An 18,989-nucleotide genomic window follows, 5' to 3' on the forward strand; every position below is an offset into this window, starting at 1 on the left:
AGCAAGAAGGACAGTATAGTGCTGCGGCGAGCGCCACCCGCAGATCTGGACCGCACGACGCAACCGAGCTACCCCTATCGATAGCAAATATAAAATTAGCGAATCTGCGATGGTAAACGGATTTGCGAAAGTCGCGATTTTCGTGGCTTTAACTCACTGTGAACCCTCGGCAAACGCCCATGCCGACGGCCGCGCCTCAGTCCTTCATGTGCGGTGCAAGCAACGTGATCCAGGATCTGTTGATCTGCTCGAACTCGTCCTCACACTGGACCGCCCGCTCCTCGGGTAACAGCCCGTTGTCGACGATTCCGCTGTTGCCGTCCGGATCAGCGCCGAAGGTCCAACAGAGCAGGTTGTACACCCGAACCTTGTCGGGAGAGTGTTCGTCGGCGAAGGCGGACTCGTCAGGTTCACCGTCTTCGGCTGCGAACAACTCAAACAGCTCGGCCATCGCCAACATCACATCGACCGACTCGCCGTCGAGCTGCTCGTCCTCGCCAGGCTGCAGCAGCATGAACGCCGCGACCTGATCGGCGACATCCTCTTCCCGGCCCGTGATCGGCAGATCGTAGATGTCGATGACCATATGCCCCATCTCATGGAAGAAGGTCGCATAGGTCGCGTCCATCGCCATGGCCAGCGGATCCGGTTCGCCGGCTGCGCCGAACAACGACTGCAGATCGTCGACGAACTCGTAGCACAGCTCCATCTGCTGGTCGGTCCTGTTCCAGTACGCGTTGGACTCATCGCATTGCAGACCGACCACCGGAATGTCATAGGGCAGGTCGAACAGGTAATTGATCCCGTCGGCCATGTCTTCGAGCATCTGGTGGTCTTGATAGATCCGCTTGCCGCTGACAGCCTCGGGGCTGGCCGCGTCGTCGTACCGGAAGATCATTTGCCCCGCCCCGCCGGATTGTCCCTCCATCACCGACTGAGAAGTGGTCGGCGCCGTCGCAGCATCACCTCCGGCCGCGCCCGAAGGCGAACGCTGCCCGGAACCGCACGCCGTTATCATGAGTGGCACGAGCAGAATTGGCAGGAATCGTCTGTACACGATGAAGTTCACCGTCCCCCCACGATGCGTGGCCCAGACGGTGGGGCACACACAGATTAATTTGCGTGCACAACAATAGTCTGCCTTGATAGTTTGCGCTAGACGTTGAACCCGACTGGCGACCGCCACGGCCGAGGGCTGATCAGCCTCATCGGCCACGCACGAAAGTCGTTCCCTTCGTGGCGGTATGCCTATCCCTGCGCCGGCGGTGTCATACCGTCCGAATTCGTCGCAGCGTCACGATGTCCCGCCGCACCCAGCGCCCGCGCCAGGTCGGGCAGCCAGGTCCGGTCGGCGGGCACCCAGTCCAGACCGTCCAGCTCGACGGCCCGCACCCACCGCAATGCACGGTGGTCGTGGGCGATCAACTCACCGCCGGTGCGGGTGACGACGTAGGCGCGCAGGCTGATCATCGGACTCAGCGCGACCTCGCCGCCGATCCGGTCACCCACCGCCACATGTACGCCGAGCTCCTCGTGCAGTTCCCGGGCGAGTGCGCTTCGTTCGCTCTCACCCGGCCCGACCTTGCCGCCGGGCAGCTCCCACAGCCCGGCCAGCTCCGGTGGGCGGTTGCGCTGCGCAACGAGCAGTACCCCGTCCTCGATCAGCGCACCGGCGACCACGATCACGTTCGGCATCGCGGCAGACGGTATACCGTCGAGCGCATGGCTGTGTTAACGGACGAACAGGTCGACGCCGCACTGCCCGAACTCGCCGGCTGGGAACGCGCCGAGGGCACCCTGCGCCGAGCGGTCACGTTCGGCGCATTTCTGGACGGGATCGAGGCGGTGCGGCGCGTCGCCGAGCACGCGGAGGCTGCAGATCACCATCCCGATATCGATATTCGTTGGCGGACCGTGACTTTCGCACTGGTCACACACTCCGAGGGTGGTATCACGGACAAGGACCTGCAGATGGCACGAGACATCGACGGGATCCTCGGATAGCGATCCACGCCAACGTCGCCACGGTGGCGACGACGTAGATCAATCCTGCCCAGGCCAGATACCAGGGCCGGGAGATCACCCAGATGGTGGGCTGGGCGAAGCTCAGCACCCACGGCACGCCGACCAGCGTGAGACCGAGCCACCCCCAGCCGAGCACTCGGGCGCCCAGCTCTGCCCGCATCGGCCCGTGCAGCAGCCAGATCATCAGCGGTATCAGCCACACCCAGTGGTGTGTCCAGGAGATCGGGGACAGCAGCAGTCCGAACAGCTCGACGATGACGATGGCTCCCAGCCGGTCGTCGGCGCCGCCGATGGCGCGCCACGCCAGCAGCGCCAGCAGCGCCGTCACCGCGATAGCGGCCAGCACAACCGGACCGTAGCCCGCGTCGTGACCCAGTATTCTGGAAATTCCACCCCGCCAGGACTGGTTGAACGACGTACCCACCGGGCCGACACGGTCGGCGTCACCGAGCAGTTCGGTGAAGTAGTAGCGGGTCTGGCCGCTGACGATCAGCGCCGATACGCCGATGGTGAGCAGGAAAACGGCCGCCGAGAACCCCACCGTCGCCCATCGGCGCGCCCCGACGAAATACAGTCCGGCCACCGCGGGCGTGAGCTTGACCCCTGCCGCCAACCCGACCAGCAGCCCCGACAGCCACCACCTCGACGAGTACACCGCATAGAGGACGACCAGCACGAGAAGCACGTTGACCTGGCCATAGTCGAAGGTGCTGCGCAGCGGCTCGGTCCAGATCCCGACAGCCGTCCACAGCATCGCGACCCGCCGATCGCCGGGGCTCGCCCCACCGTCCTCCGAGGCTCTCGACAGCAGCCGCTGGCTCAACCGCACCACGCCGTAGAGCGCAACGATGATCCCGACCTGCCAGAAGAAGGCGAGCAACCCGAACGGCAGCAGATGCAGCGGGAAGAACACCACCGCCGCAAAAGGTGGATAGGTGAAGGGCAGCGGAAAGTCCGGAGTCTGCTCTCCGTAGACGTAGCTGTAGAGGGTGCCGGGCCCGTCCAGTTCGGCAGCTCCACCGACGTAGACGTGCAGGTCCACGAAGTTGGCACCGTTGGGCACCAGGTAGGTCCAGGCAAACCGCGCTGCAACGCTGAGCATCAACAGCAGTGGCGCGGCCGCTGTCAGACGTGCCGCGCTGCGCCGGGGTGCCGGGTGAAGGGATTCGGTGGCGTTGATGGGCCGACTCTATCGAGCGGTCACCATCCGCCTTCACCTCCGTAACGGTTGCATAAATGCCACACATGTCACTTGAGTAACTCTAGTAACGGACTAGCTTCGGGGAACAGGCGTGCCATCGATGTCATTTACGGCCCATCAGCGCCACCGACGAAACGGGAGACTTCTCATGCACCGCACCCGGAAACTGTTCGCAACAACGATGATCGCCGCGGCAGGAGCGGTGACCGCCGCACTGGCGTTGAGCAGCCCGGCGGCCGCTCAACCTGCGCCGCCGCCGGCACCGGCACCGGAAGTGCCCGGCCTGCCGTTGCTGCAGCAGCTCGCGGCCAATCCGGAGGCAGCCACGCAGCTCATGCAGGGCTTCGCCAACCTGATGGGCACCTCTCCGGCCGCGACGGCGACCACGACGCCGGCCACCCCCGTCTCGGGCCCCGGCGCGACCGCGTCGATCAACCTGCCGCAGCCGGCGACCGTGCTGCCGGGTGCGACCGCGCTGCCGGGTGCGACCGCGCTGCCGGGCGGCAACGTCACCACCGTGCCTGCCGGGAACACGACGACGGCGCCGGCCACCGCGCCCGCGGCCCCGGCCTCGCCACTGTCGGGTCTGACCGATGCGCTGGGTGTGCCCGGCGGCCTGGCCTCGCTGCTTCCGTCCGGGGCTCCGCTGGCCGGCTTGCTGCCGACCGGCGCGCCGGCGCCGGTGACCGCCGCACCGGCGGGTGCTCCGGCGCCGGGCCCGGTACCGCCGCTGTTTACCCCGCTCGCGGCCCTGCCGTGACCGCCTGAACACACCCCCACCGCCCGCAACTACCGACGTATTGGGAGATCATGTCAACGACCCGGCTCAAGTCTTCGAGGGCGACGCTCACCACCACGCTTGCGGTGTGCTCGTCTTCCGTGTTGCTGACCGTCGGCGTGACCGGGGTCGCGCATGCCGAGCCGGCGGCGCCGCTACCCATCGACGGACTCCAGGCTCCCGGCCTGCCCGCCGTGGAGAGCATCGGCCCGGTGATCCAGCAGGCCGCCTCAGATCCGACCAATGCGGCATCGATGCTGATGGCCGCTGCCGCCGTGTTCGCCGGGGACATGGCGGCACCTCAGCCCTCCCGTGACGTCGCGTCGGCGGTCAACCAGTTCGTCGCACAGCCCGTCGCGCACGTCCCGGCGACCGGCGCGGTTCCCGGCACCGAGGCGCACCTGCCCGCCGGCGTCAACCCGGCGCACGTCGTCGGTCCCGCGCCGGAGGCGCTGCCCCAGGCGCTACCTGAGGTGGCGCACGCCCCGGCCGCGGTTCCGGCGCCGCCCGGCCCGGCTCCCGCACCGGGTCCGGCGCCCGAACCGGCCCCTGCGCCGGGTTCGGAGGCCGCGACGCCCGTCGCCGCGGCCCCGGGCGGCGCGCCCGGGTTGGGCCCGAACGCGCCGGTGACCCAGGACTTCTTGTATCCCTCGATCAGCAACGGCTGCCTGGCCGACGGCGGCAACGTGCTCGCGACCGCCATCTCGGTGGCAGGCCCGGCGACGATCCCGCTGCCCGGACCCGGCCCGGGCCAGACCGCATACGTGTTCACCGCGATTGGCACGCCGGGCCCCGCTGCCGAACAGAAGCTGCCGCTCAACGCGACCTGGGTGAATCTCACCACCGGCAAGTCGGGAAGTGTCACGCTCAAGCCGCGCCCGGACATGAACCCCGAAGGCCCGACGACGCTGACGGCCATCGCCGACACCGGCTCCGGCAGCATCATGTCGACAATCTTCGGTCAGGTCACCACGACCGAGAAGCAGTGCCAGTTCATGCCGACGATCGGCTCCACCGTCGTCCCCTGACCGGGCTCGCCAGTCCCCTGACCGGGCCGGCAAAACCGCGAACGTGCCTTCCGGGTAGTCAGAGTCGAGACTTGACTACCCGGAAGGCACGTTCGCGGGCGGGGGTTCGGAGCTGATCAGCGCGTGATGAATCAGTAGGCCATGAACAGGATCGCGTCACGGTCGTAGTCCCGGCCCGGGTGCACCTCGGACAGATGCGTCTGAGCCTTCTCCACCAGATCGTCCTCGTCCTTACCGGTGATGGCCTCGCCGCAGGGGCAGTTGAGATGAGTCTTCATGACTTCACAATGGCACAAGCCTGGGCGGGCCATGAGACAAGATCGTCAACATGGATCTGTACGACGTCATGCGCACCACCGCAGCAGTCCGGCGGTTCACCGACGACCCACTCCCCGACGACACCCTGCACCGCATCCTCGACAACGCGCGGTTTGCGCCGAGCGGGGGTAACCGGCAGGGCGTCCGGGTGATCGCGGTGCGCGACCACGACACCCGAGCCGCACTCGGCGCACTCAGCCAGCCCGGTGCGCGCCGCTACATCGCTCAGATCCGCAACGGCGAGGGGCCGTGGAACCCGTTGCGGCCCAGCCAGGTGAGTCAGGAACAACTCGAGGCGACCGAGGTGCCGGCCGAACTGTCGACGCCGCTGCTCACGGCGGCAGTCGTGCTGGTGGTGTGTGTCGATCTCGCCGTCGTCGCGGCCTTCGATCAGGATCTCGATCGGGTGGGACTGATCGCCGGCGCTTCGGTGTATCCGTTCGTGTGGAATGTGTTGCTCGCCGCCCGCAACGAGGGATTCGGTGGGGTGCTCACCACGATGGTCGTCGCCGAGGAACCGCGGGTGAAGGCGCTGCTGGGCATCCCGGACGACCACGCCGTCGCCGCTGTGCTGCCGCTGGGGAAGCCGCAACGTCAGGTCACCAGACTGACCCGGAGACCGGTGTCGGAGTTCGCCACCCGGGAGCGTTTCGACGGCGAGTCGCTGTGACGCCGCGCCGGTCTCGTGAGACCTTGGAAAGGTGACCGCCACGTTGGGTTATGCCGCGGCCGCCACGGGCTGCGCCGATCTCGACGAGCAGCTGTCCGCGCTAGCCGCGGCAGGCGTGGATCCGCGCCGCATCTTCACCGACAGGACAGCAGGGCCCGCCGACAAGATGAGGTCCGGCCTGCTGGCCCTGCTCAGCTACGCCCGCACCGGCGACGTCGTCGTGGTGGTCGCGCTCGAACGGCTGGGACGATCGGTAGCCGAGGTGACGCGAACCGTCGCCGACCTCACCGAGCGCGGAATCACGCTGCGCTGCTTACGCGACGGCCTGGACACCGCCACGTCGACGGGGCGGGTCGTCGCCGAGGTGCTGACCGGCCTGGCGGCACTCGACGCGGTGGGTCCCGGCAGGGCCGGCCGTTAGGTCTTGGCCGAGCTCTTGGCCTCCCGGCTCTTGGCTTTGGCTTCCTTCTTGTAGGCACGCACCTTCTGCAGCGATCCGGGATCTCTGACGTCGGCCACCGACATGTGCGTACCGGCCTTGCCGTAGTCGCCGGCCGCCGACCGCCAGCCCACGGGCGTGACGCCGTACTGCTTACCCAGCAGGGCGAGGAAGATCTTCGCTTTCTGCTCACCGAAGCCCGGCAGCGCCTTGAGCCGCCGCAGCACGTCGGCGCCACTGGCTCCGTCCGACCACAGTGCCGCAGCATCGCCCCCGTACTCGTCGACGATCACCTGCGCCAGCGCCTGCACCCGCTTGGCCATCGAACCCGGAAAGCGGTGCACCGCAGGAGTTTGGGCGCACAGCGCGACGAACTTCTCGGGGTCGTAGTCAGCGATCACCTGCGCATCGAAGCTGCCGATCCGATCGGCGATCTTCTTCGGGCCTCCGAACGCCACCTCCATCGGGATCTGCTGATCGAGCAGCATCCCAACCAGCAGAGCGAACGGATCGGCCTCCAGCAGTGCATCGGCCGCGGGTTCCTGAACCAACTGCAGTTTCGCCACGCGGCCAGTCTAGGACGCGACAGTCCCCGCGACACTGCCCCAAAAGCTGTTCCCGGGGCGGGTTGGTCATCCGGTGGTTGCCGGTGGGGGTTGGAAGGGTTGGTACCACCACCAGTGGGCGCGTTCGCCGGTGGGTCCGGGGTAGGGCGCGGCGGTTGGTGGTGTGGTGGTGGGTGGTCGGGCCAGTGATCGGGGGGTGATTTCTCGGCCGGTGGCGTCGGTGATGGTGAGGGTGGGGGCGGGGCCGGTGATGGTGATCAGGCCGCGGTGGTGGCATCGGTGGTGGTAGGGGCAGACCAGTACGAGGTTGTCCAGTTCGGTGGGGCCGCCGTCTTCCCAGTGGGTGATGTGGTGGGCGTGTAGGCCGCGGGTGGCTGCGCAGCCGGGGATCACGCAGGTGCGGTCGCGGTGTTCGAGCGCGCGGCGCAGCCGGCGGCTGATGGTGCGGGTGGTGCGTGCGGCGCCCAGTGGTTGTCCGTCGCGGTTGAACCACACCTCGCAGGTGGCGTCGCAGCTCAGGTATTGCCGTTGGGCGGTGGTCAGGGTGGGCCCCAGGTGCAGCGCGGCGACCCGCTCGGCGATGTCGACGTGGACGACCACGGTGGTGTGGTGTCCGTGCGGGCGGCGGGTGGCCTCGGCGTCCCAGCCGGCGGTGACCAGTTCCATAAACGCCGCGGCTGCGTCGGGCATCGGGGGGCGCCGCCCGTCTTCGCCGGCATCGCCGTGGCCGGTGGGTTCTTGGCTGTACAGATCGGGACTGTCGGGGTCGGGACTGTCGGTGGTGGGGTGGTCTTCGGTGGGGTGGTCGTGGCGCCATTGGGTGATCAGGGCGTCGTGGTGGGAGCGCAGCGCGGCCTCGAACAGTGCGGCTTCGATCGTCGGGAGGGTGATCTTCCAGCAGGTGAATTCACCGGTGCAGGTTTTGCTGATCGAGGGTCTCGGTGGCGGTGTCGGGGCTGGCCGCGGGTCGTCATCGAGGTCGGGGTCGGGGTCGGGGTCTTCCCGGGTGTCGGGGCGGGGTTCGAGTTTGATCGCGGTGCGCAGTTGCCCGACGGTGGCCACGCTGGCCAGCTCGGCGTAGTGCTCATCGGAGCCGGCCCCCGCGCCTTCGGCGATCACGCCGACCTGATCGAGGGACAACCGGCCCGCCGCCAGTTCTTCGGTGCAGCGCGGGAACTCCGCGAGCCGCGCCGCGATCGCTGCGATGGTCTTACCGTGGCGTGGGGCGGATCCGGTTTTCCAGGCCATCAACCCCGCCAGCGAGCGTGCACCGGTCGCTCCCCAGAGCCCCTCCCGATCGATCTGAGCGGCGATCTGCACGATCTGCCCATCGATCGCATTGCGCTGACCGGTCAACTCCGCCAACTCGTCGAACAACACCTCCAGCCGATCACCACACGACACACCAGGTGCCAAAGACGCTGCGGCCGAACACATGACAACATCCTGACAGAGACCACCGACAACACCCTCCAGGCCAGAAGCGGCCCGGGCGACGCCGGCGGTGACGCCCCGCGGCGCACCCGGCAGCCGGCGGGTGCCGATCTTGCCGTCGCGCGCGATTCGGCCGGTCTAGGGTTGATCCACCCCGCACGCGAGGAGCGAAGAACACATGTCCGGCGAGCTCGCCATCGCCTTGACGGCCGCACTCATCCTGCTCGCCGTCGCCGCCGTGGTGCTCGCCGTGCGGACCAGGCGGGTGGTGGCCACCCCCACCGAGCGTGCCGTGCATGCGGCGCTGCACACCGCCTCACTGGCCGCCCGCGCGCTGCGCCAGGGACTCGACACCGATTCGGCAGCGACCGCAGCGCCGTTCTTGCGCGGGCTCACCGGCACCGAAGGACTGGCGCTTTTCGACGGCGACGGCCGGCTGCTTGCCGAAGACGCGCCGGACGACGCGCTGTGGGACGAGGACGTGCGCAACGCGTGCGCAGGCGCCGCCCGCCAGTCGATCTCGGGGGGTCGGCGGGTGATGACACACGCGAAGGTCTCGGCCGTCATCGCCCAGCCGCTGCTCGCCGAATCCGGCGACATCCTCGGCGTGCTGGTCGTGGTGACGACCCGCTCCCCCGGACCCGGCCTGCTGGGCGCCGTGGGAGAGGTCGCCCGCTATGCGGCCAGCCAGGTCGAGCTGGCCGAACTGGACGCATCCCGGGCCCGGCTCGCCCGCGCGGAGGTGCTGGCGCTGCGCGCGCAGATCAGCCCGCATTTCATCTACAACGCGCTCAACACCATCGCCTCGTTCGTGCGTACCGACCCCGACCGGGCCCGCGACCTGATCCTCGAGTTCGCCGACTTCACCCGCTATTCGTTCCGCGCCGCAGGCCAATTCACCACGCTGGCCGAGGAACTGCGCAATATCGACCGTTACCTCACCCTGGAACGGGCCAGGTTCGGGACGGCGCTGAAGGTCACCCTTCAGGTCGCTCCCGAGGTGCTCAACGTCGTGGTGCCGTTCCTGGCGCTGCAACCTTTGGTGGAGAACGCGGTGCGGCACGGATTCGCGGGCCGGGGCAGCGGATCGATCGAGCTGGTGGCCCGCGACGAAGGCTCGGACTGCGTCATCACCGTCGAGGACGACGGCGTCGGTATGGACCCCGACGATCTGCGTTCCGGTCCGAGCGACGCGCTCTCCGACGGCGCTGTGGCCACCGAAGGCACCGGCGCGCACGTCGGGCTGACCAATGTGGACCATCGGCTGCGGGCAGCCTTCGGCAACGACTACGGTCTGGTGGTCGAAACCGCGATCGGCGCGGGCACCAGGGTCGTCATGCGAGTGCCGAAGTTCCGGTCCGGCGTGCGGGCCAGCGGAGGTGGATTCGGGGTGAGTAGTACGTGAGCAGACCACTCACCGTGCTCGCCGTGGACGACGAGGCGCCCGCCCTCGACGAACTGGCCTATCTGCTCGACCGGCATCCGTGCGTCGGCGAGGTCTGGCGAGCTGGTGACGCGACGTCGGCGCTGCGGGAACTGAACGTGCGCAACATCGATGCGGTGTTTCTCGACATCAACATGCCCGGGCTCTCGGGTATCGAACTGGCCGGCGTGCTGGCGAATTACAGCCAGCGTCCGGCGATCGTGTTCGTCACCGCACACGACGACAAGGCCGTGGCTGCTTTCGACGTCGGGGCCGTCGACTATCTGCTCAAGCCGATCCGCCAGGACCGACTCGACGAGGCGGTCCGCCGAGTCACCGCAGCGCACCCCACACCCGGCAACGCACCCCGGGACGAAACAGAGGGCGCCGAACCGGAACCCGACGTCATCCCGGCCGAGCTCGCCGGCGTCACCCACCTCGTCCCCCGCGACAGCATCGGCTGGGTCGAAGCCGAAGGCGATTACGCCCGGCTGCACTCCGCATCGGGCTCGCACCTGGTCCGGATACCGTTGAGCACGCTCGAAACGCGTTGGCGTGAATACGGATTCCAACGCGTGCACCGGTCCTACCTGGTGGCGCTGCGGTTGGTCACGGGGTTGCGGACCACCGACGGCGCGGTCCTGGTGCGGTTACGGGCCAACGGCGCGTCGCCGGCCGTCGAACTGCCGGTGAGCCGCCGACAGGCCCGCGAACTACGGGACCGGCTGGTGCGTAACCCGATGCGCAGTCTGCGACCGGCCGGAAGCGCCGATGACTAGCGGCGAACGCCCGCAGCGTCAGCGGGTCGTACTCGCTCACCGGCGCGGAGCCCGCATGGTGCGCACGCGGGTGGAAGTCCAGGAACAGACCCAGGTCGGCGACGCGCTGGTGCGTGGCCTGATGCGAGCCCAGCTGGGCCTGGCGCTGCGGCTGGCCGCTGTCGTGGTCGTCCTCATCGGCGCGATCCCGCTACTCAACACGCTCTTTCCGGCCCTCGGCGAGATCACCGTCTTCGGGATCCGATTGAACTGGCTCGTCCTGGCCGGCCTGGTGTATCCGCTGATGTACGGGATCGGCTGGTTCTACGTCCGGTTGGCCGAACAGGGCGAGCGTGATTTCGTCGGCGTCGTCGACTCCGAACCATGACCGGGTCGCCGCTGACGGCGGCCGCGTTGTTGGCCGCGGCCGTGGCAACCGTCGCGATCGGCGCCTACGGTGTGCGGTTCTCGCGCACCACCTCCGATTTCCTGGTCGCCTCACGCACCGTCGGCTCTCAATGGAACGCCGCCGCGATCTCCGGTGAGTATCTTTCTGCAGCTTCGTTTCTCGGAGTCGCGGGGCTGATCGCCAAGTACGGAGCCGACGCCCTGTGGTACCCCGTCGGTTTCACCGCCGGCTATCTCGGGTTGCTGTTGTTCGTGGCGGCGCCGCTGCGGCGTTCCGGGGCCTACACCGTCCCCGATTTCGCCGAGTTCCGCCTCGGCTCGGTCCGCTTGCGCAAGGTGGCCATGCTGGTGGTCGTCGTCATCTGCGTCTTCTATCTGGTACCGCAGTATCAGGGCGCCGGCCTCGCGCTCAAGACGCTGCTGGGCGTACCGGTGTGGCTCGGACCGCTGACCGTGGGCGCCATCGTGATCACCAACGTCGTCGCGGGCGGCATGCGCTCGATCACGTTCGTTCAGGCCTTTCAGTACTGGCTCAAGCTGACGGCGGTGGCGATTCCTGCGCTGGCCCTGGCGGGGCTCTTCCTCACCGACCGCGGCGGCGAGCTCGGCGGGCCGCTACCACCGACCGTGCAACAGAACACCACCGTCGAGATCGAAACCGACGTCGTCGTGCAGGTCGCCCAACCCGCGGGGATCACGGTGACCGGAGCGCTGGACGGCCGGCAGGTCGACGCAGCGACGATCCCGACAGCGGGCGAGCACACACTCGGGGCGGGCACCACGCTGAACCTGGCCGCCGGTGCGGCGACACCGGTCGTCGCGGGCACACCCAGTGCGGGCGCGGACTGGATCGCCTCCGGTGGAGGGCTCGGCGGTCATCACCCGCTCTTCCAGGTGGTGTCGATCATGGTGGCGACATTCCTGGGCACCATGGGCCTGCCACACGTGCTGGTCCGCTTCTACACCAACCCCGACGGTCGCGCGGCCCGCCGAACCGCACTGGCGGTGATCGCGCTGCTGTCGCTGTTCTACCTGTTTCCGACACTGCTCGGAGTGTTCTCGCGACTGTACGTGCCGCAGCTACTGATCACCGGAACCGCCGACGCGGCGGTACTGCTGGCACCGGGGTCCGCGATCGCCGGGGCCGCCGGACAGTTGCTCGCGGCGCTGGTGGCCGCCGGAGCGATCGCCGCATTCCTCGCGACCTCATCGGGTCTGCTCGTCAGCGTCGCCGGGGCCTTGGCGACCGACGTGCTGCCGGGACGGGTGCGCGACTTCCGGGTCGCCGCGGTGGTGGGCGGGCTGATCCCGATCCCGTTGGCGCTGGCGGCTTCCGGCGAGATGGAGCTGTCGCGCAGCGTCGGGCTGGCGTTCGCCGTCGCGGCGTCGACGCTGTGCCCGCTGTTGGTGCTCGGCATCTGGTGGCGGGGTTTGACCGCGGCCGGGGCGATGTGGGGGCTGGCGGTCGGCGGACTGCTGTCCGGCGGGGCAGTCACGGTCGCGGTCGCGGGCGGAATCGACGAGAACGCGCTCGGCGGCTGGCCCGCGGTGCTGATCGGCTATCCGGCCGCGGTGAGCGTCCCGTTGGCGTTCGCGACCATGCTCGTCGTTAGCCGTCTCACCCGCACGACAGTGCCCGCCGATGTTGCCCAGACGTTCGCGCGGATGCACGTTCCGGAGAATCTCGGGTTGGGCATCGAACGGGTGCCGCGCGAAGACCGCTGACGCACGCTGAAGCGAGCTGACGCGGGATGACGCGGACGGGAGCCCACCGCTCGTCGCCGCGCATCGACCGTTCACCGCAGGGTCCCCCGACCTCAGCGTATGACCTCCTTTCGCCCTGGGTATGTGACTCACATCTCAACTACGTTCACCCGAGAGCCGGTTCACAGCAGTCAGGAGTGAGACAAGGTGTCCGAGACAGATCTTCCAATTCGCCCGGAAGCCATCAGCGGCGAACGCTATCTACAAGTTCAAGCCAGCCCCGAGTTCCAGGAGCTGCGCAGCAGACTGCGCCGCTTCGTGTTTCCGATGACCGCGGTGTTCCTCATCTGGTACACCACCTACGTTCTGTTGGGCGCATTCGCGCACGACTTCATGGCGACCAAGGTGTGGGGTGACATCAACGTCGGGCTGATCATCGGCCTGGGTCAGTTCCTGTCCACGTTCCTCATCACCGGGCTCTACGTCGTGTTCGCCAACCGTGAACTCGACCCGCGCGCCAGCGCCATCCGCGCCGAACTGGAGGGCGAGATCAAATGACCACACTGCTGGCCCAGACCGAGACGGTCGGTAACCCGCTGGCCAACATCGGGATCTTCAGTCTCTTCGTGATCGTCACCATGGTGGTGGTCATCCGCGCGAGCAAGAGGAACGCGACCGCGGCGGAGTTCTTCACCGGCGGGCGCGGATTCTCCGGCACCCAGAACGGGATCGCGATCGCCGGCGACTACCTGTCGGCGGCGAGCTTCCTCGGCATCGCGGGCGCCATCGCCGTCTACGGGTACGACGGATTCCTGTACTCGATCGGCTTCCTGGTCGCGTGGCTGGTGGCGCTGCTGCTGGTGGCCGAACTGCTGCGCAACACCGGCAAGTTCACCATGGCCGACGTGCTGAGCTTCCGGCTCAAACAACGGCCGGTGCGGTTGGCGGCGGCCACCAACACCTTGACGGTGTCGCTGTTCTACCTGCTGGCGCAAATGGCCGGTGCCGGTGGCCTGGTGGCGCTGCTACTCGACATCAACAGCCGCGCCGGGCAGTCGGTCGTCATCGCGGTCGTGGGCGTGCTGATGATCCTCTACGTACTGGTGGGCGGCATGAAAGGCACCACCTGGGTGCAGATCATCAAAGCCGTGCTGCTGATCGCCGGCGCGGGGTTCATGACGGTCATGGTGCTTGCGAAATTCGGGCTGAACTTCTCCGAGATCCTGGGCTCGGCCCAGTCGGCGATCAGCGGTGCCACCACCGCGGGTGTCGCCGACCGTGACGTGCTGGCTCCCGGTGCGCAGTACGGCGGCTCGCTGACCTCGCAGATCAACTTCATCTCGCTGGCGATCGCGCTGGTGCTCGGTACCGCGGGCCTGCCGCACGTGCTGATGCGCTTCTACACCGTGCCGACCGCCAAAGAGGCACGACGCAGCGTCGTGTGGGCGATCGCGCTGATCGGCGCCTTCTACCTGTTCACCCTGGTGCTCGGCTACGGCGCGGCGGCGCTGGTCGGGCCGGACCGCATCCTCGGCGCGGCCGGCGGCGTCAACTCTGCGGCCCCGTTGCTGGCGTTCGAACTGGGCGGTGTGATCCTGTTGGGGATCATCTCCGCGGTGGCCTTCGCGACGATCCTGGCCGTGGTGGCCGGCTTGACGATCACCGCGTCGGCGTCGTTCGCCCATGACATCTACGCCAGCGTGATGAAGTCGCACAAGGTGACCGAGTCCGAACAGGTGCGGGTGTCGCGCATCACCGCGGTGGTGCTGGGCCTGCTGGCGATCGGCCTGGGCATCCTGGCCAACGGCCAGAACATCGCGTTCCTGGTGGCTCTGGCGTTCGCGGTCGCGGCCGCGGCGAACCTGCCGACGATCATCTACTCGTTGTACTGGAAGCGATTCAACACCCGCGGCGCGCTGTGGAGCATGTACGGCGGTCTGATCTCGACCATCGTGCTGATCGTGTTCTCCCCGGCGGTCTCGGGTTCGCCGACCTCGATGATCCCCGGCGCGGACTTCGCCTGGTTCCCACTGGCCAATCCGGGCATCGTGTCGATTCCGCTGGCATTCGTCCTCGGCATCGTCGGAACCCTGACCTCGCCGGACGACGAGGATCCCAAGGTTGCCGCCGAGATGGAGGTCCGGTCGCTGACCGGTATCGGCGCCGAGAAGGCGGTCGCACACTAAGCAGACCGCTGCACCCTGCACCGCCGAGAGTGCATCTCCACGCGGGCTTCGCGAGAAGACCGTAGGGGATGCACTTTCGGCGTTCAGTGCCAGGCCACGGCGTGCCCGCTCGGCGCCGGTGTCGCGTCGCGCCGCCGACCGTCTGAGTGGTTCCACTCAACCGACCCCACCGCCACTGCGCATAGATTCGTGGCATGACCAAGGTCTTGTCGTTTCCGGGACCGGCAGAGGTGGAAGCCGCGACCCCTCCCGACCGGGACCGCGCCATCGACGTCATCCGGATCACCGCGCTGGTCGGCGTGATCATCGGCCATACCGTGATGGCCACCAGCATCATTCGCGACGAGGTCTTCATCTGGAGCAATCTGCTCACCGCGTCACCGCTGTTCCAGGCTCTGACCTGGGTGTTCCAGATCATGCCGCTGTTCTTCTTCGTCGGGGTCGCCGCATCGGCGCAGTCCTGGCAGGCCGGGCACAGCTGGGGTAACTGGGTGCTGCGCCGGTGCACCCGTCTGTACCGGCCGGTGTTCTACTACCTGGCGTTCTGGGCGGTGGCACTGGTCGTGCTGCGGATGCTGCTACCGGTGCACGTCTATGAGCCGGTCGCGGGCATCTCCACGCAGTTGTTGTGGTTTCTGGGCGCGTATGTGCTGGTGCTGGCCGCGGTCCCGGTGCTGACACGGATCACGACGACGGCAAGGTTCGTCGCCGCCGTCGCCGCGCTGTACGGGCTCGTCGCCGTCGTCGACGTGGCCCGACTCAACGCCGACGGGTGGCCGGTGGTCGGCTTTCTGAACCTGGCGATGTGGCTCATCCCCGGCGTGTTCGGCATCGCCTACCGTCGCGGCCTGCTCAGGCCCCGAACAGCACTGTTCGTCGGTGTCGGGGCGCTGACCGTCAACGTCGCGCTGGTCGCCCTCGGCCCGTACGAATTGAGCCTGGTCGGTATCGAGGGCCAACAACTGACGAACATGTTCCCGCCCACCCTGTTGCTTGCCGGCCATGCAATCATGCTGTGCGCGTTGGCCATTGCGGCGGCTCCGGCGATCACCCGGTGGGCACGACGACCCCGCGTGTGGTGGCTCACCGCGATCGGCAACAGCGGTGCGATGACGCTGTACCTGTGGCACATCCCGCCGCTGCTGGCGGTGCACCTGGTGTTCGACTACCTCGGCCGCCCGCGGTTCGATCCGGGCGCGCCGGACTTCGTCGCGCTGTCCGTGCTGCAGACGATCGTGATGGTGCTGGCGGTCGGGGTGGCCTTCGTCCTCCTGAGACCGCTGGAGAACGACCCACTTCCGTTGTGGGACGGCGGATACGTCGCCGGACCGGGTCCTCGCAGCGCCGCCGTGGGCATACTGCTGTGCGTCGCCGGCGCGGCGACGCTGGCGTCAGTGGGCTGGGGCCTGAAGGATCAGGGGCTGTACTTCATCGCCGTCATGCTGGGGGCACTGGTCGCGGCCCGCGCTCTGGCCGATCAGTCCCCCGCTGAGCATGCGTGACCGCCGCAGTGTCAGGTGCGCACATCAGCCGCTCTTGCGGCGGAACTCACGGCGGTTCTCCACCGGGCCGTGGGTACGCGGCTGCTTGGAGCCGGCATCCTTGTGCGCCGAACCGCCGGCAGATTGCGCCTTCTTGCGCTCCAGCGCCTCGCGGAACTTACGCTTGTTGTCGTCCTCGGGAGTACTGGAGGACCCGGAAGACTCCTTGGCTGCCATGCCAGCAGCGTAGTCGTTCAGCGTCGGCCCGGCGGCATGCCGTAGACATGTGAAATCGGCAGCCGCATCAGCACCCTGCGGTCGTCGACCATGGCCCGCCGATAGTCGTCCCAATCCGGGTGTTCACCCGAGATATGGCGGTACAGGTCGACCAGACCGTCCACCGTCTCGTCCCCGGGGTTGGCGGCCGGCGGGCTGAGCAGCGCGTCTCCCTCGGCAACCGCGTACGCCCAGCCGTCGTCGGAGCTGACATGGATCGCCGCACGCGGATCACGGCGCAGGTTGCGGGTCTTGGCCCTCGGCTCGGTGATCGACACCGAGATCGTCAGCGCGCGGGGATCGAAATGGTAGGCGACGTTCGACAGCTGCGGCCGGCCGTCGCGTTTGAGGGTGGCCAGCACGCCCAGCGAGTTGCCGGAGATCAGTGCCAGCAGCTTGTCGTCGAACACGTCGCGCGTCATCACCCGAGCCTACGACGCTCAGCGGTCTGGGATGATCGAACAGATGGGCCGACCGACAGGATTCGCGTCATGACGCGCTATGCCGTCTTTCTTCGCGGCGTGAACGTGGGCGGGGTCAACCTCAAGATGGCCGCCGTCGCACAGGCCCTGGAGGATGCCGGGTTCACCGCCGTGCAGACGATCCTGGCCAGCGGCAACGTGCTGCTGGACAGCACGGCCGACGCCCAAACCGTGCGACGACGCACCGAAGAAACCTTACGTGCCGAATTCAATTACGACGCTTGGGTTCTCGTCTACGACCTGGACACCCTGGCCGCAATCTCCAGGCAGTATCCGTTCGAACGTGAGGTCGACGACCAGCACTCGTATGTGACCTTCGTCAGCGACGTCGACGTGCTGGCACAGTTGACCACGGGGGCCGAGCCCGGTCCCGGAGAGAAGATCCAGGCGGGTCCCGGAGTGGTCTACTGGCAGGTGCCCCGGTCGGCCACCCTCACCAGCACCATGGGCAAGACGATGGGTAAGAAGCGGTACAAATCCTCGACCACCACGCGCAATCTGCGCACGATCGACAAGGTCCTGCGCGGTCAGCGCGGGCGGGACGGACAACCATGACCGAAACCGGCAAGCACCCCGCAGACCTGACCGGGGTCTCGGAAACGGCATTGCTGACGCTACTCGTGCGCGCAACCGAGGCCCGGCGCCCCGACTCGCTCATCGACGATCCGATGGCGATCCACCTGGTCGATTCGATCGACTACGACTTCGCCAAGTTCGGCTACGTGCGACGCCAGGATATGGCGCTGCGCGCCAAGGTTTTCGACACGTGGACGCGACGCTATCTGCTCGACCATCCGAAAGCGACGGTGGTCGCTCTCGCCGAGGGGTTGCAGACCAGCTTCTTTCGTCTCGACGCCCAGGGCCCGGACGTCGGACACGAGTTTCGCTGGTTGACCGTCGATCTGCCCCCGATCGTCGAGCTTCGCCGCACGCTGCTTCCGGGCTCCGAGCGGGTGCAGATGCTCGCGCAGTCGGCGCTCGACTTCAGCTGGATGGACCGGGTGAAGACCGACGACGGGGTGTTCATCACCGCCGAAGGGCTGCTCATGTACCTGCAACCAGCCGAAGCGATGTCGCTGATCTCCAAGTGCGCCGCGCGCTTTCCGGGCGGTCAGATGATGTTCGATCTGCCGCCGTCCGGGTTTGCCCCGTTGATGCGTCGCGGATTTCGCGCGTCCCGGCGCTACCGGGTTCCGCCGATGCCGTTCACGCTATCGGTCGCCGAGGCCGCCGATCTGGTCAACACGGTGCCGGGCGTCCGCGCGGTGCACGACGTACCCGCCGAACACGCCCGCGGGCGGCTGCTCAACGCGCTGCTATGGACCGCGCAGCGGGTGCCGCTGCTCGATCCGGTCAGGCCGACGTTGACGCTGCTCGAGTTCGGCTGAGCCACCGCAGAGCGCGTCGTCTCGTCCGGCTCAGCCGACGGTGTCGTCCGTCCGGCTCAGCCGAAGGCGATCTCCACATAGCGCAACGCCTCGGCCTTGTCGACGCCGAGCGCACGCGCCGCCGACACATACGTGTGGGCTGCGGAGGCCATCGCGACGTCGGCGGGATCGGAGCGGGCCACGTAGGTGCCGAATCGTCCCCTGGTTTCGAGAATGCCGGCCGCTTCCAGCTCCCGGTACGCCCGCGCGACGGTGTTCACCGCCAGGTTGACCTGACCGGCCAGTTCACGCACCGTCGGGAGTCTGGTACCGGGGGTGAGCTCGCCGTCCCGGATGCCTGCGATGATCTGTGTTCTGAGCTGATCGAACAGCGGCCTGGCCGCGTGCGGATCTACGCGTACCCAATCCCCCAACTCGGCCACGT

At 67.8% G+C, this 18,989-nt stretch carries 23 protein-coding genes; 14 read left to right on the plus strand and 9 right to left on the minus strand.

What is annotated here, in order from left to right; all coding sequences use genetic code 11:
- Positions 1-196 precede the first annotated feature (196 nt).
- Both ACNUDN_RS20315 and ACNUDN_RS20320 read right to left on the minus strand, forming a co-directional pair.
- The gene (locus ACNUDN_RS20315; protein ID WP_419123565.1) at positions 197-1,216 is read right to left on the minus strand and encodes a DUF4344 domain-containing metallopeptidase; all 1,020 of its coding nucleotides are present in this window, start codon (positions 1,214-1,216) and stop codon (positions 197-199) included.
- Positions 1,217-1,248: 32 nt separating this feature from the next.
- The gene (locus tag ACNUDN_RS20320; protein ID WP_419123566.1) at positions 1,249-1,695 is read right to left on the minus strand and encodes a (deoxy)nucleoside triphosphate pyrophosphohydrolase; all 447 of its coding nucleotides are present in this window, start codon (positions 1,693-1,695) and stop codon (positions 1,249-1,251) included.
- A gap of 27 nt (positions 1,696-1,722) precedes the next feature.
- On the opposite strand from ACNUDN_RS20320, the gene ACNUDN_RS20325 reads away from it, so the two are divergent.
- Complete coding sequence (locus ACNUDN_RS20325) at positions 1,723-2,004, plus strand: 4a-hydroxytetrahydrobiopterin dehydratase (RefSeq protein ID WP_419123567.1); 282 nt, start codon at positions 1,723-1,725, stop codon at positions 2,002-2,004.
- Here the strand turns inward: ACNUDN_RS20325 and ACNUDN_RS20330 are convergent.
- On the minus strand, positions 1,952-3,127 hold the full coding sequence (locus ACNUDN_RS20330; protein WP_419123568.1) for a mannosyltransferase: 1,176 nt from the start codon (positions 3,125-3,127) through the stop codon (positions 1,952-1,954). The two genes, ACNUDN_RS20325 and ACNUDN_RS20330, sit on opposite strands and share 53 nt — an antisense overlap.
- Before the next feature lie 247 nt (positions 3,128-3,374).
- Here ACNUDN_RS20330 and ACNUDN_RS20335 point away from each other — a divergent pair, with 247 nt between their 5' ends.
- Both ACNUDN_RS20335 and ACNUDN_RS20340 read left to right on the plus strand, forming a co-directional pair.
- A complete protein-coding gene (locus ACNUDN_RS20335) occupies positions 3,375-3,986 on the plus strand; it encodes a hypothetical protein (RefSeq protein WP_419123569.1) in 612 nt (203 codons plus the stop codon).
- Positions 3,987-4,036: 50 nt separating this feature from the next.
- Positions 4,037-5,032 (plus strand): Rv1157c family protein, encoded by a 996-nt coding sequence (locus ACNUDN_RS20340; protein ID WP_419123570.1) that lies wholly within the window; start codon positions 4,037-4,039, stop codon positions 5,030-5,032.
- A gap of 131 nt (positions 5,033-5,163) precedes the next feature.
- Here ACNUDN_RS20340 and ACNUDN_RS20345 read toward each other — a convergent pair whose 3' ends face one another.
- Positions 5,164-5,310 (minus strand): DUF1059 domain-containing protein, encoded by a 147-nt coding sequence (locus tag ACNUDN_RS20345; protein WP_370330304.1) that lies wholly within the window; start codon positions 5,308-5,310, stop codon positions 5,164-5,166.
- A gap of 50 nt (positions 5,311-5,360) precedes the next feature.
- On the opposite strand from ACNUDN_RS20345, the gene ACNUDN_RS20350 reads away from it, so the two are divergent.
- Entirely contained in the window at positions 5,361-6,020 is a 660-nt protein-coding gene (locus ACNUDN_RS20350) for a nitroreductase family protein (RefSeq protein WP_419123571.1), read from the plus strand.
- Between the two features lie 31 nt (positions 6,021-6,051).
- On the plus strand, positions 6,052-6,441 hold the full coding sequence (locus tag ACNUDN_RS20355) for a recombinase family protein (protein ID WP_419123572.1): 390 nt from the start codon (positions 6,052-6,054) through the stop codon (positions 6,439-6,441).
- Here the strand turns inward: ACNUDN_RS20355 and ACNUDN_RS20360 are convergent.
- Complete coding sequence (locus ACNUDN_RS20360) at positions 6,438-7,025, minus strand: HhH-GPD-type base excision DNA repair protein (RefSeq protein WP_419123573.1); 588 nt, start codon at positions 7,023-7,025, stop codon at positions 6,438-6,440. The two genes, ACNUDN_RS20355 and ACNUDN_RS20360, sit on opposite strands and share 4 nt — an antisense overlap.
- Before the next feature lie 66 nt (positions 7,026-7,091).
- On the minus strand, positions 7,092-8,462 hold the full coding sequence (locus ACNUDN_RS20365) for an HNH endonuclease signature motif containing protein (protein ID WP_419123574.1): 1,371 nt from the start codon (positions 8,460-8,462) through the stop codon (positions 7,092-7,094).
- Positions 8,463-8,637: 175 nt separating this feature from the next.
- On the opposite strand from ACNUDN_RS20365, the gene ACNUDN_RS20370 reads away from it, so the two are divergent.
- The 7 genes from ACNUDN_RS20370 (at position 8,638) to ACNUDN_RS20400 (ending at position 16,440) form a co-directional block, all read left to right on the plus strand.
- Positions 8,638-9,864 carry a sensor histidine kinase gene (locus ACNUDN_RS20370; protein WP_419123575.1) on the plus strand — a complete coding sequence of 409 codons (1,227 nt, stop codon included), beginning with the start codon at positions 8,638-8,640 and terminating at the stop codon, positions 9,862-9,864.
- Positions 9,861-10,661, plus strand: a complete 801-nt coding sequence (locus tag ACNUDN_RS20375) for a LytR/AlgR family response regulator transcription factor (protein ID WP_419123576.1) — start codon at positions 9,861-9,863, stop codon at positions 10,659-10,661. Before ACNUDN_RS20370 ends, ACNUDN_RS20375 begins: the two co-directional genes overlap by 4 nt.
- Positions 10,654-11,028, plus strand: a complete 375-nt coding sequence (locus ACNUDN_RS20380) for a DUF485 domain-containing protein (protein ID WP_419123577.1) — start codon at positions 10,654-10,656, stop codon at positions 11,026-11,028. The genes ACNUDN_RS20375 and ACNUDN_RS20380 overlap by 8 nt, the downstream gene beginning before the upstream one ends.
- On the plus strand, positions 11,025-12,773 hold the full coding sequence (locus tag ACNUDN_RS20385; RefSeq protein ID WP_419123578.1) for a sodium/solute symporter: 1,749 nt from the start codon (positions 11,025-11,027) through the stop codon (positions 12,771-12,773). Before ACNUDN_RS20380 ends, ACNUDN_RS20385 begins: the two co-directional genes overlap by 4 nt.
- Before the next feature lie 186 nt (positions 12,774-12,959).
- Positions 12,960-13,310: a DUF485 domain-containing protein gene (locus tag ACNUDN_RS20390; RefSeq protein ID WP_419123579.1), complete on the plus strand. Its 351-nt coding sequence runs from the start codon at positions 12,960-12,962 to the stop codon at positions 13,308-13,310.
- Positions 13,307-14,938 (plus strand): monocarboxylic acid transporter, encoded by a 1,632-nt coding sequence (locus ACNUDN_RS20395; RefSeq protein WP_419123580.1) that lies wholly within the window; start codon positions 13,307-13,309, stop codon positions 14,936-14,938. The genes ACNUDN_RS20390 and ACNUDN_RS20395 overlap by 4 nt, the downstream gene beginning before the upstream one ends.
- A 194-nt stretch (positions 14,939-15,132) precedes the next feature.
- Positions 15,133-16,440, plus strand: a complete 1,308-nt coding sequence (locus tag ACNUDN_RS20400) for an acyltransferase family protein (protein WP_419123581.1) — start codon at positions 15,133-15,135, stop codon at positions 16,438-16,440.
- Positions 16,441-16,464: 24 nt separating this feature from the next.
- On the opposite strand, the gene ACNUDN_RS20405 is transcribed toward ACNUDN_RS20400, so the two are convergent.
- The gene (locus ACNUDN_RS20405) at positions 16,465-16,656 is read right to left on the minus strand and encodes a DUF5302 domain-containing protein (RefSeq protein ID WP_419123582.1); all 192 of its coding nucleotides are present in this window, start codon (positions 16,654-16,656) and stop codon (positions 16,465-16,467) included.
- Positions 16,657-16,673: 17 nt separating this feature from the next.
- On the minus strand, positions 16,674-17,117 hold the full coding sequence (locus ACNUDN_RS20410; RefSeq protein ID WP_419123583.1) for a PPOX class F420-dependent oxidoreductase: 444 nt from the start codon (positions 17,115-17,117) through the stop codon (positions 16,674-16,676).
- Between the two features lie 69 nt (positions 17,118-17,186).
- Here ACNUDN_RS20410 and ACNUDN_RS20415 point away from each other — a divergent pair, with 69 nt between their 5' ends.
- Together ACNUDN_RS20415 and ACNUDN_RS20420 are read left to right on the plus strand one after the other, a co-directional pair.
- A complete protein-coding gene (locus ACNUDN_RS20415; protein ID WP_419123584.1) occupies positions 17,187-17,732 on the plus strand; it encodes a DUF1697 domain-containing protein in 546 nt (181 codons plus the stop codon).
- The gene (locus ACNUDN_RS20420; protein ID WP_419123585.1) at positions 17,729-18,565 is read left to right on the plus strand and encodes a class I SAM-dependent methyltransferase; all 837 of its coding nucleotides are present in this window, start codon (positions 17,729-17,731) and stop codon (positions 18,563-18,565) included. Before ACNUDN_RS20415 ends, ACNUDN_RS20420 begins: the two co-directional genes overlap by 4 nt.
- A gap of 56 nt (positions 18,566-18,621) precedes the next feature.
- On the opposite strand, the gene ACNUDN_RS20425 is transcribed toward ACNUDN_RS20420, so the two are convergent.
- On the minus strand, positions 18,622-18,987 hold the full coding sequence (locus ACNUDN_RS20425) for an Rv1152 family transcriptional regulator (protein ID WP_419123586.1): 366 nt from the start codon (positions 18,985-18,987) through the stop codon (positions 18,622-18,624).
- Positions 18,988-18,989: the final 2 nt, after the last annotated feature.

Origin of the sequence: Mycobacterium sp. smrl_JER01 (assembly GCF_048513595.2) — a bacterium.
Lineage (GTDB): Bacteria > Actinomycetota > Actinomycetes > Mycobacteriales > Mycobacteriaceae > Mycobacterium.

Bases quoted from the DNA above. Each gene is read 5' to 3' on its own strand.
- ACNUDN_RS20320 (WP_419123566.1), bottom strand. From the start codon at position 1,695: ATGCCGAACGTGATCGTGGTCGCCGGTGCGCTGATCGAGGACGGGGTA.
- ACNUDN_RS20325 (WP_419123567.1), top strand. From the start codon at position 1,723: ATGGCTGTGTTAACGGACGAACAGGTCGACGCCGCACTGCCCGAACTC.
- ACNUDN_RS20330 (WP_419123568.1), bottom strand. From the start codon at position 3,127: ATGCTCAGCGTTGCAGCGCGGTTTGCCTGGACCTACCTGGTGCCCAAC.
- ACNUDN_RS20335 (WP_419123569.1), top strand. From the start codon at position 3,375: ATGCACCGCACCCGGAAACTGTTCGCAACAACGATGATCGCCGCGGCA.
- ACNUDN_RS20340 (WP_419123570.1), top strand. From the start codon at position 4,037: ATGTCAACGACCCGGCTCAAGTCTTCGAGGGCGACGCTCACCACCACG.
- ACNUDN_RS20345 (WP_370330304.1), bottom strand. From the start codon at position 5,310: ATGAAGACTCATCTCAACTGCCCCTGCGGCGAGGCCATCACCGGTAAG.
- ACNUDN_RS20350 (WP_419123571.1), top strand. From the start codon at position 5,361: ATGGATCTGTACGACGTCATGCGCACCACCGCAGCAGTCCGGCGGTTC.
- ACNUDN_RS20365 (WP_419123574.1), bottom strand. From the start codon at position 8,462: ATGTGTTCGGCCGCAGCGTCTTTGGCACCTGGTGTGTCGTGTGGTGAT.
- ACNUDN_RS20370 (WP_419123575.1), top strand. From the start codon at position 8,638: ATGTCCGGCGAGCTCGCCATCGCCTTGACGGCCGCACTCATCCTGCTC.
- ACNUDN_RS20380 (WP_419123577.1), top strand. From the start codon at position 10,654: ATGACTAGCGGCGAACGCCCGCAGCGTCAGCGGGTCGTACTCGCTCAC.
- ACNUDN_RS20385 (WP_419123578.1), top strand. From the start codon at position 11,025: ATGACCGGGTCGCCGCTGACGGCGGCCGCGTTGTTGGCCGCGGCCGTG.
- ACNUDN_RS20395 (WP_419123580.1), top strand. From the start codon at position 13,307: ATGACCACACTGCTGGCCCAGACCGAGACGGTCGGTAACCCGCTGGCC.
- ACNUDN_RS20400 (WP_419123581.1), top strand. From the start codon at position 15,133: ATGACCAAGGTCTTGTCGTTTCCGGGACCGGCAGAGGTGGAAGCCGCG.
- ACNUDN_RS20405 (WP_419123582.1), bottom strand. From the start codon at position 16,656: ATGGCAGCCAAGGAGTCTTCCGGGTCCTCCAGTACTCCCGAGGACGAC.
- ACNUDN_RS20410 (WP_419123583.1), bottom strand. From the start codon at position 17,117: ATGACGCGCGACGTGTTCGACGACAAGCTGCTGGCACTGATCTCCGGC.
- ACNUDN_RS20415 (WP_419123584.1), top strand. From the start codon at position 17,187: ATGACGCGCTATGCCGTCTTTCTTCGCGGCGTGAACGTGGGCGGGGTC.
- ACNUDN_RS20420 (WP_419123585.1), top strand. From the start codon at position 17,729: ATGACCGAAACCGGCAAGCACCCCGCAGACCTGACCGGGGTCTCGGAA.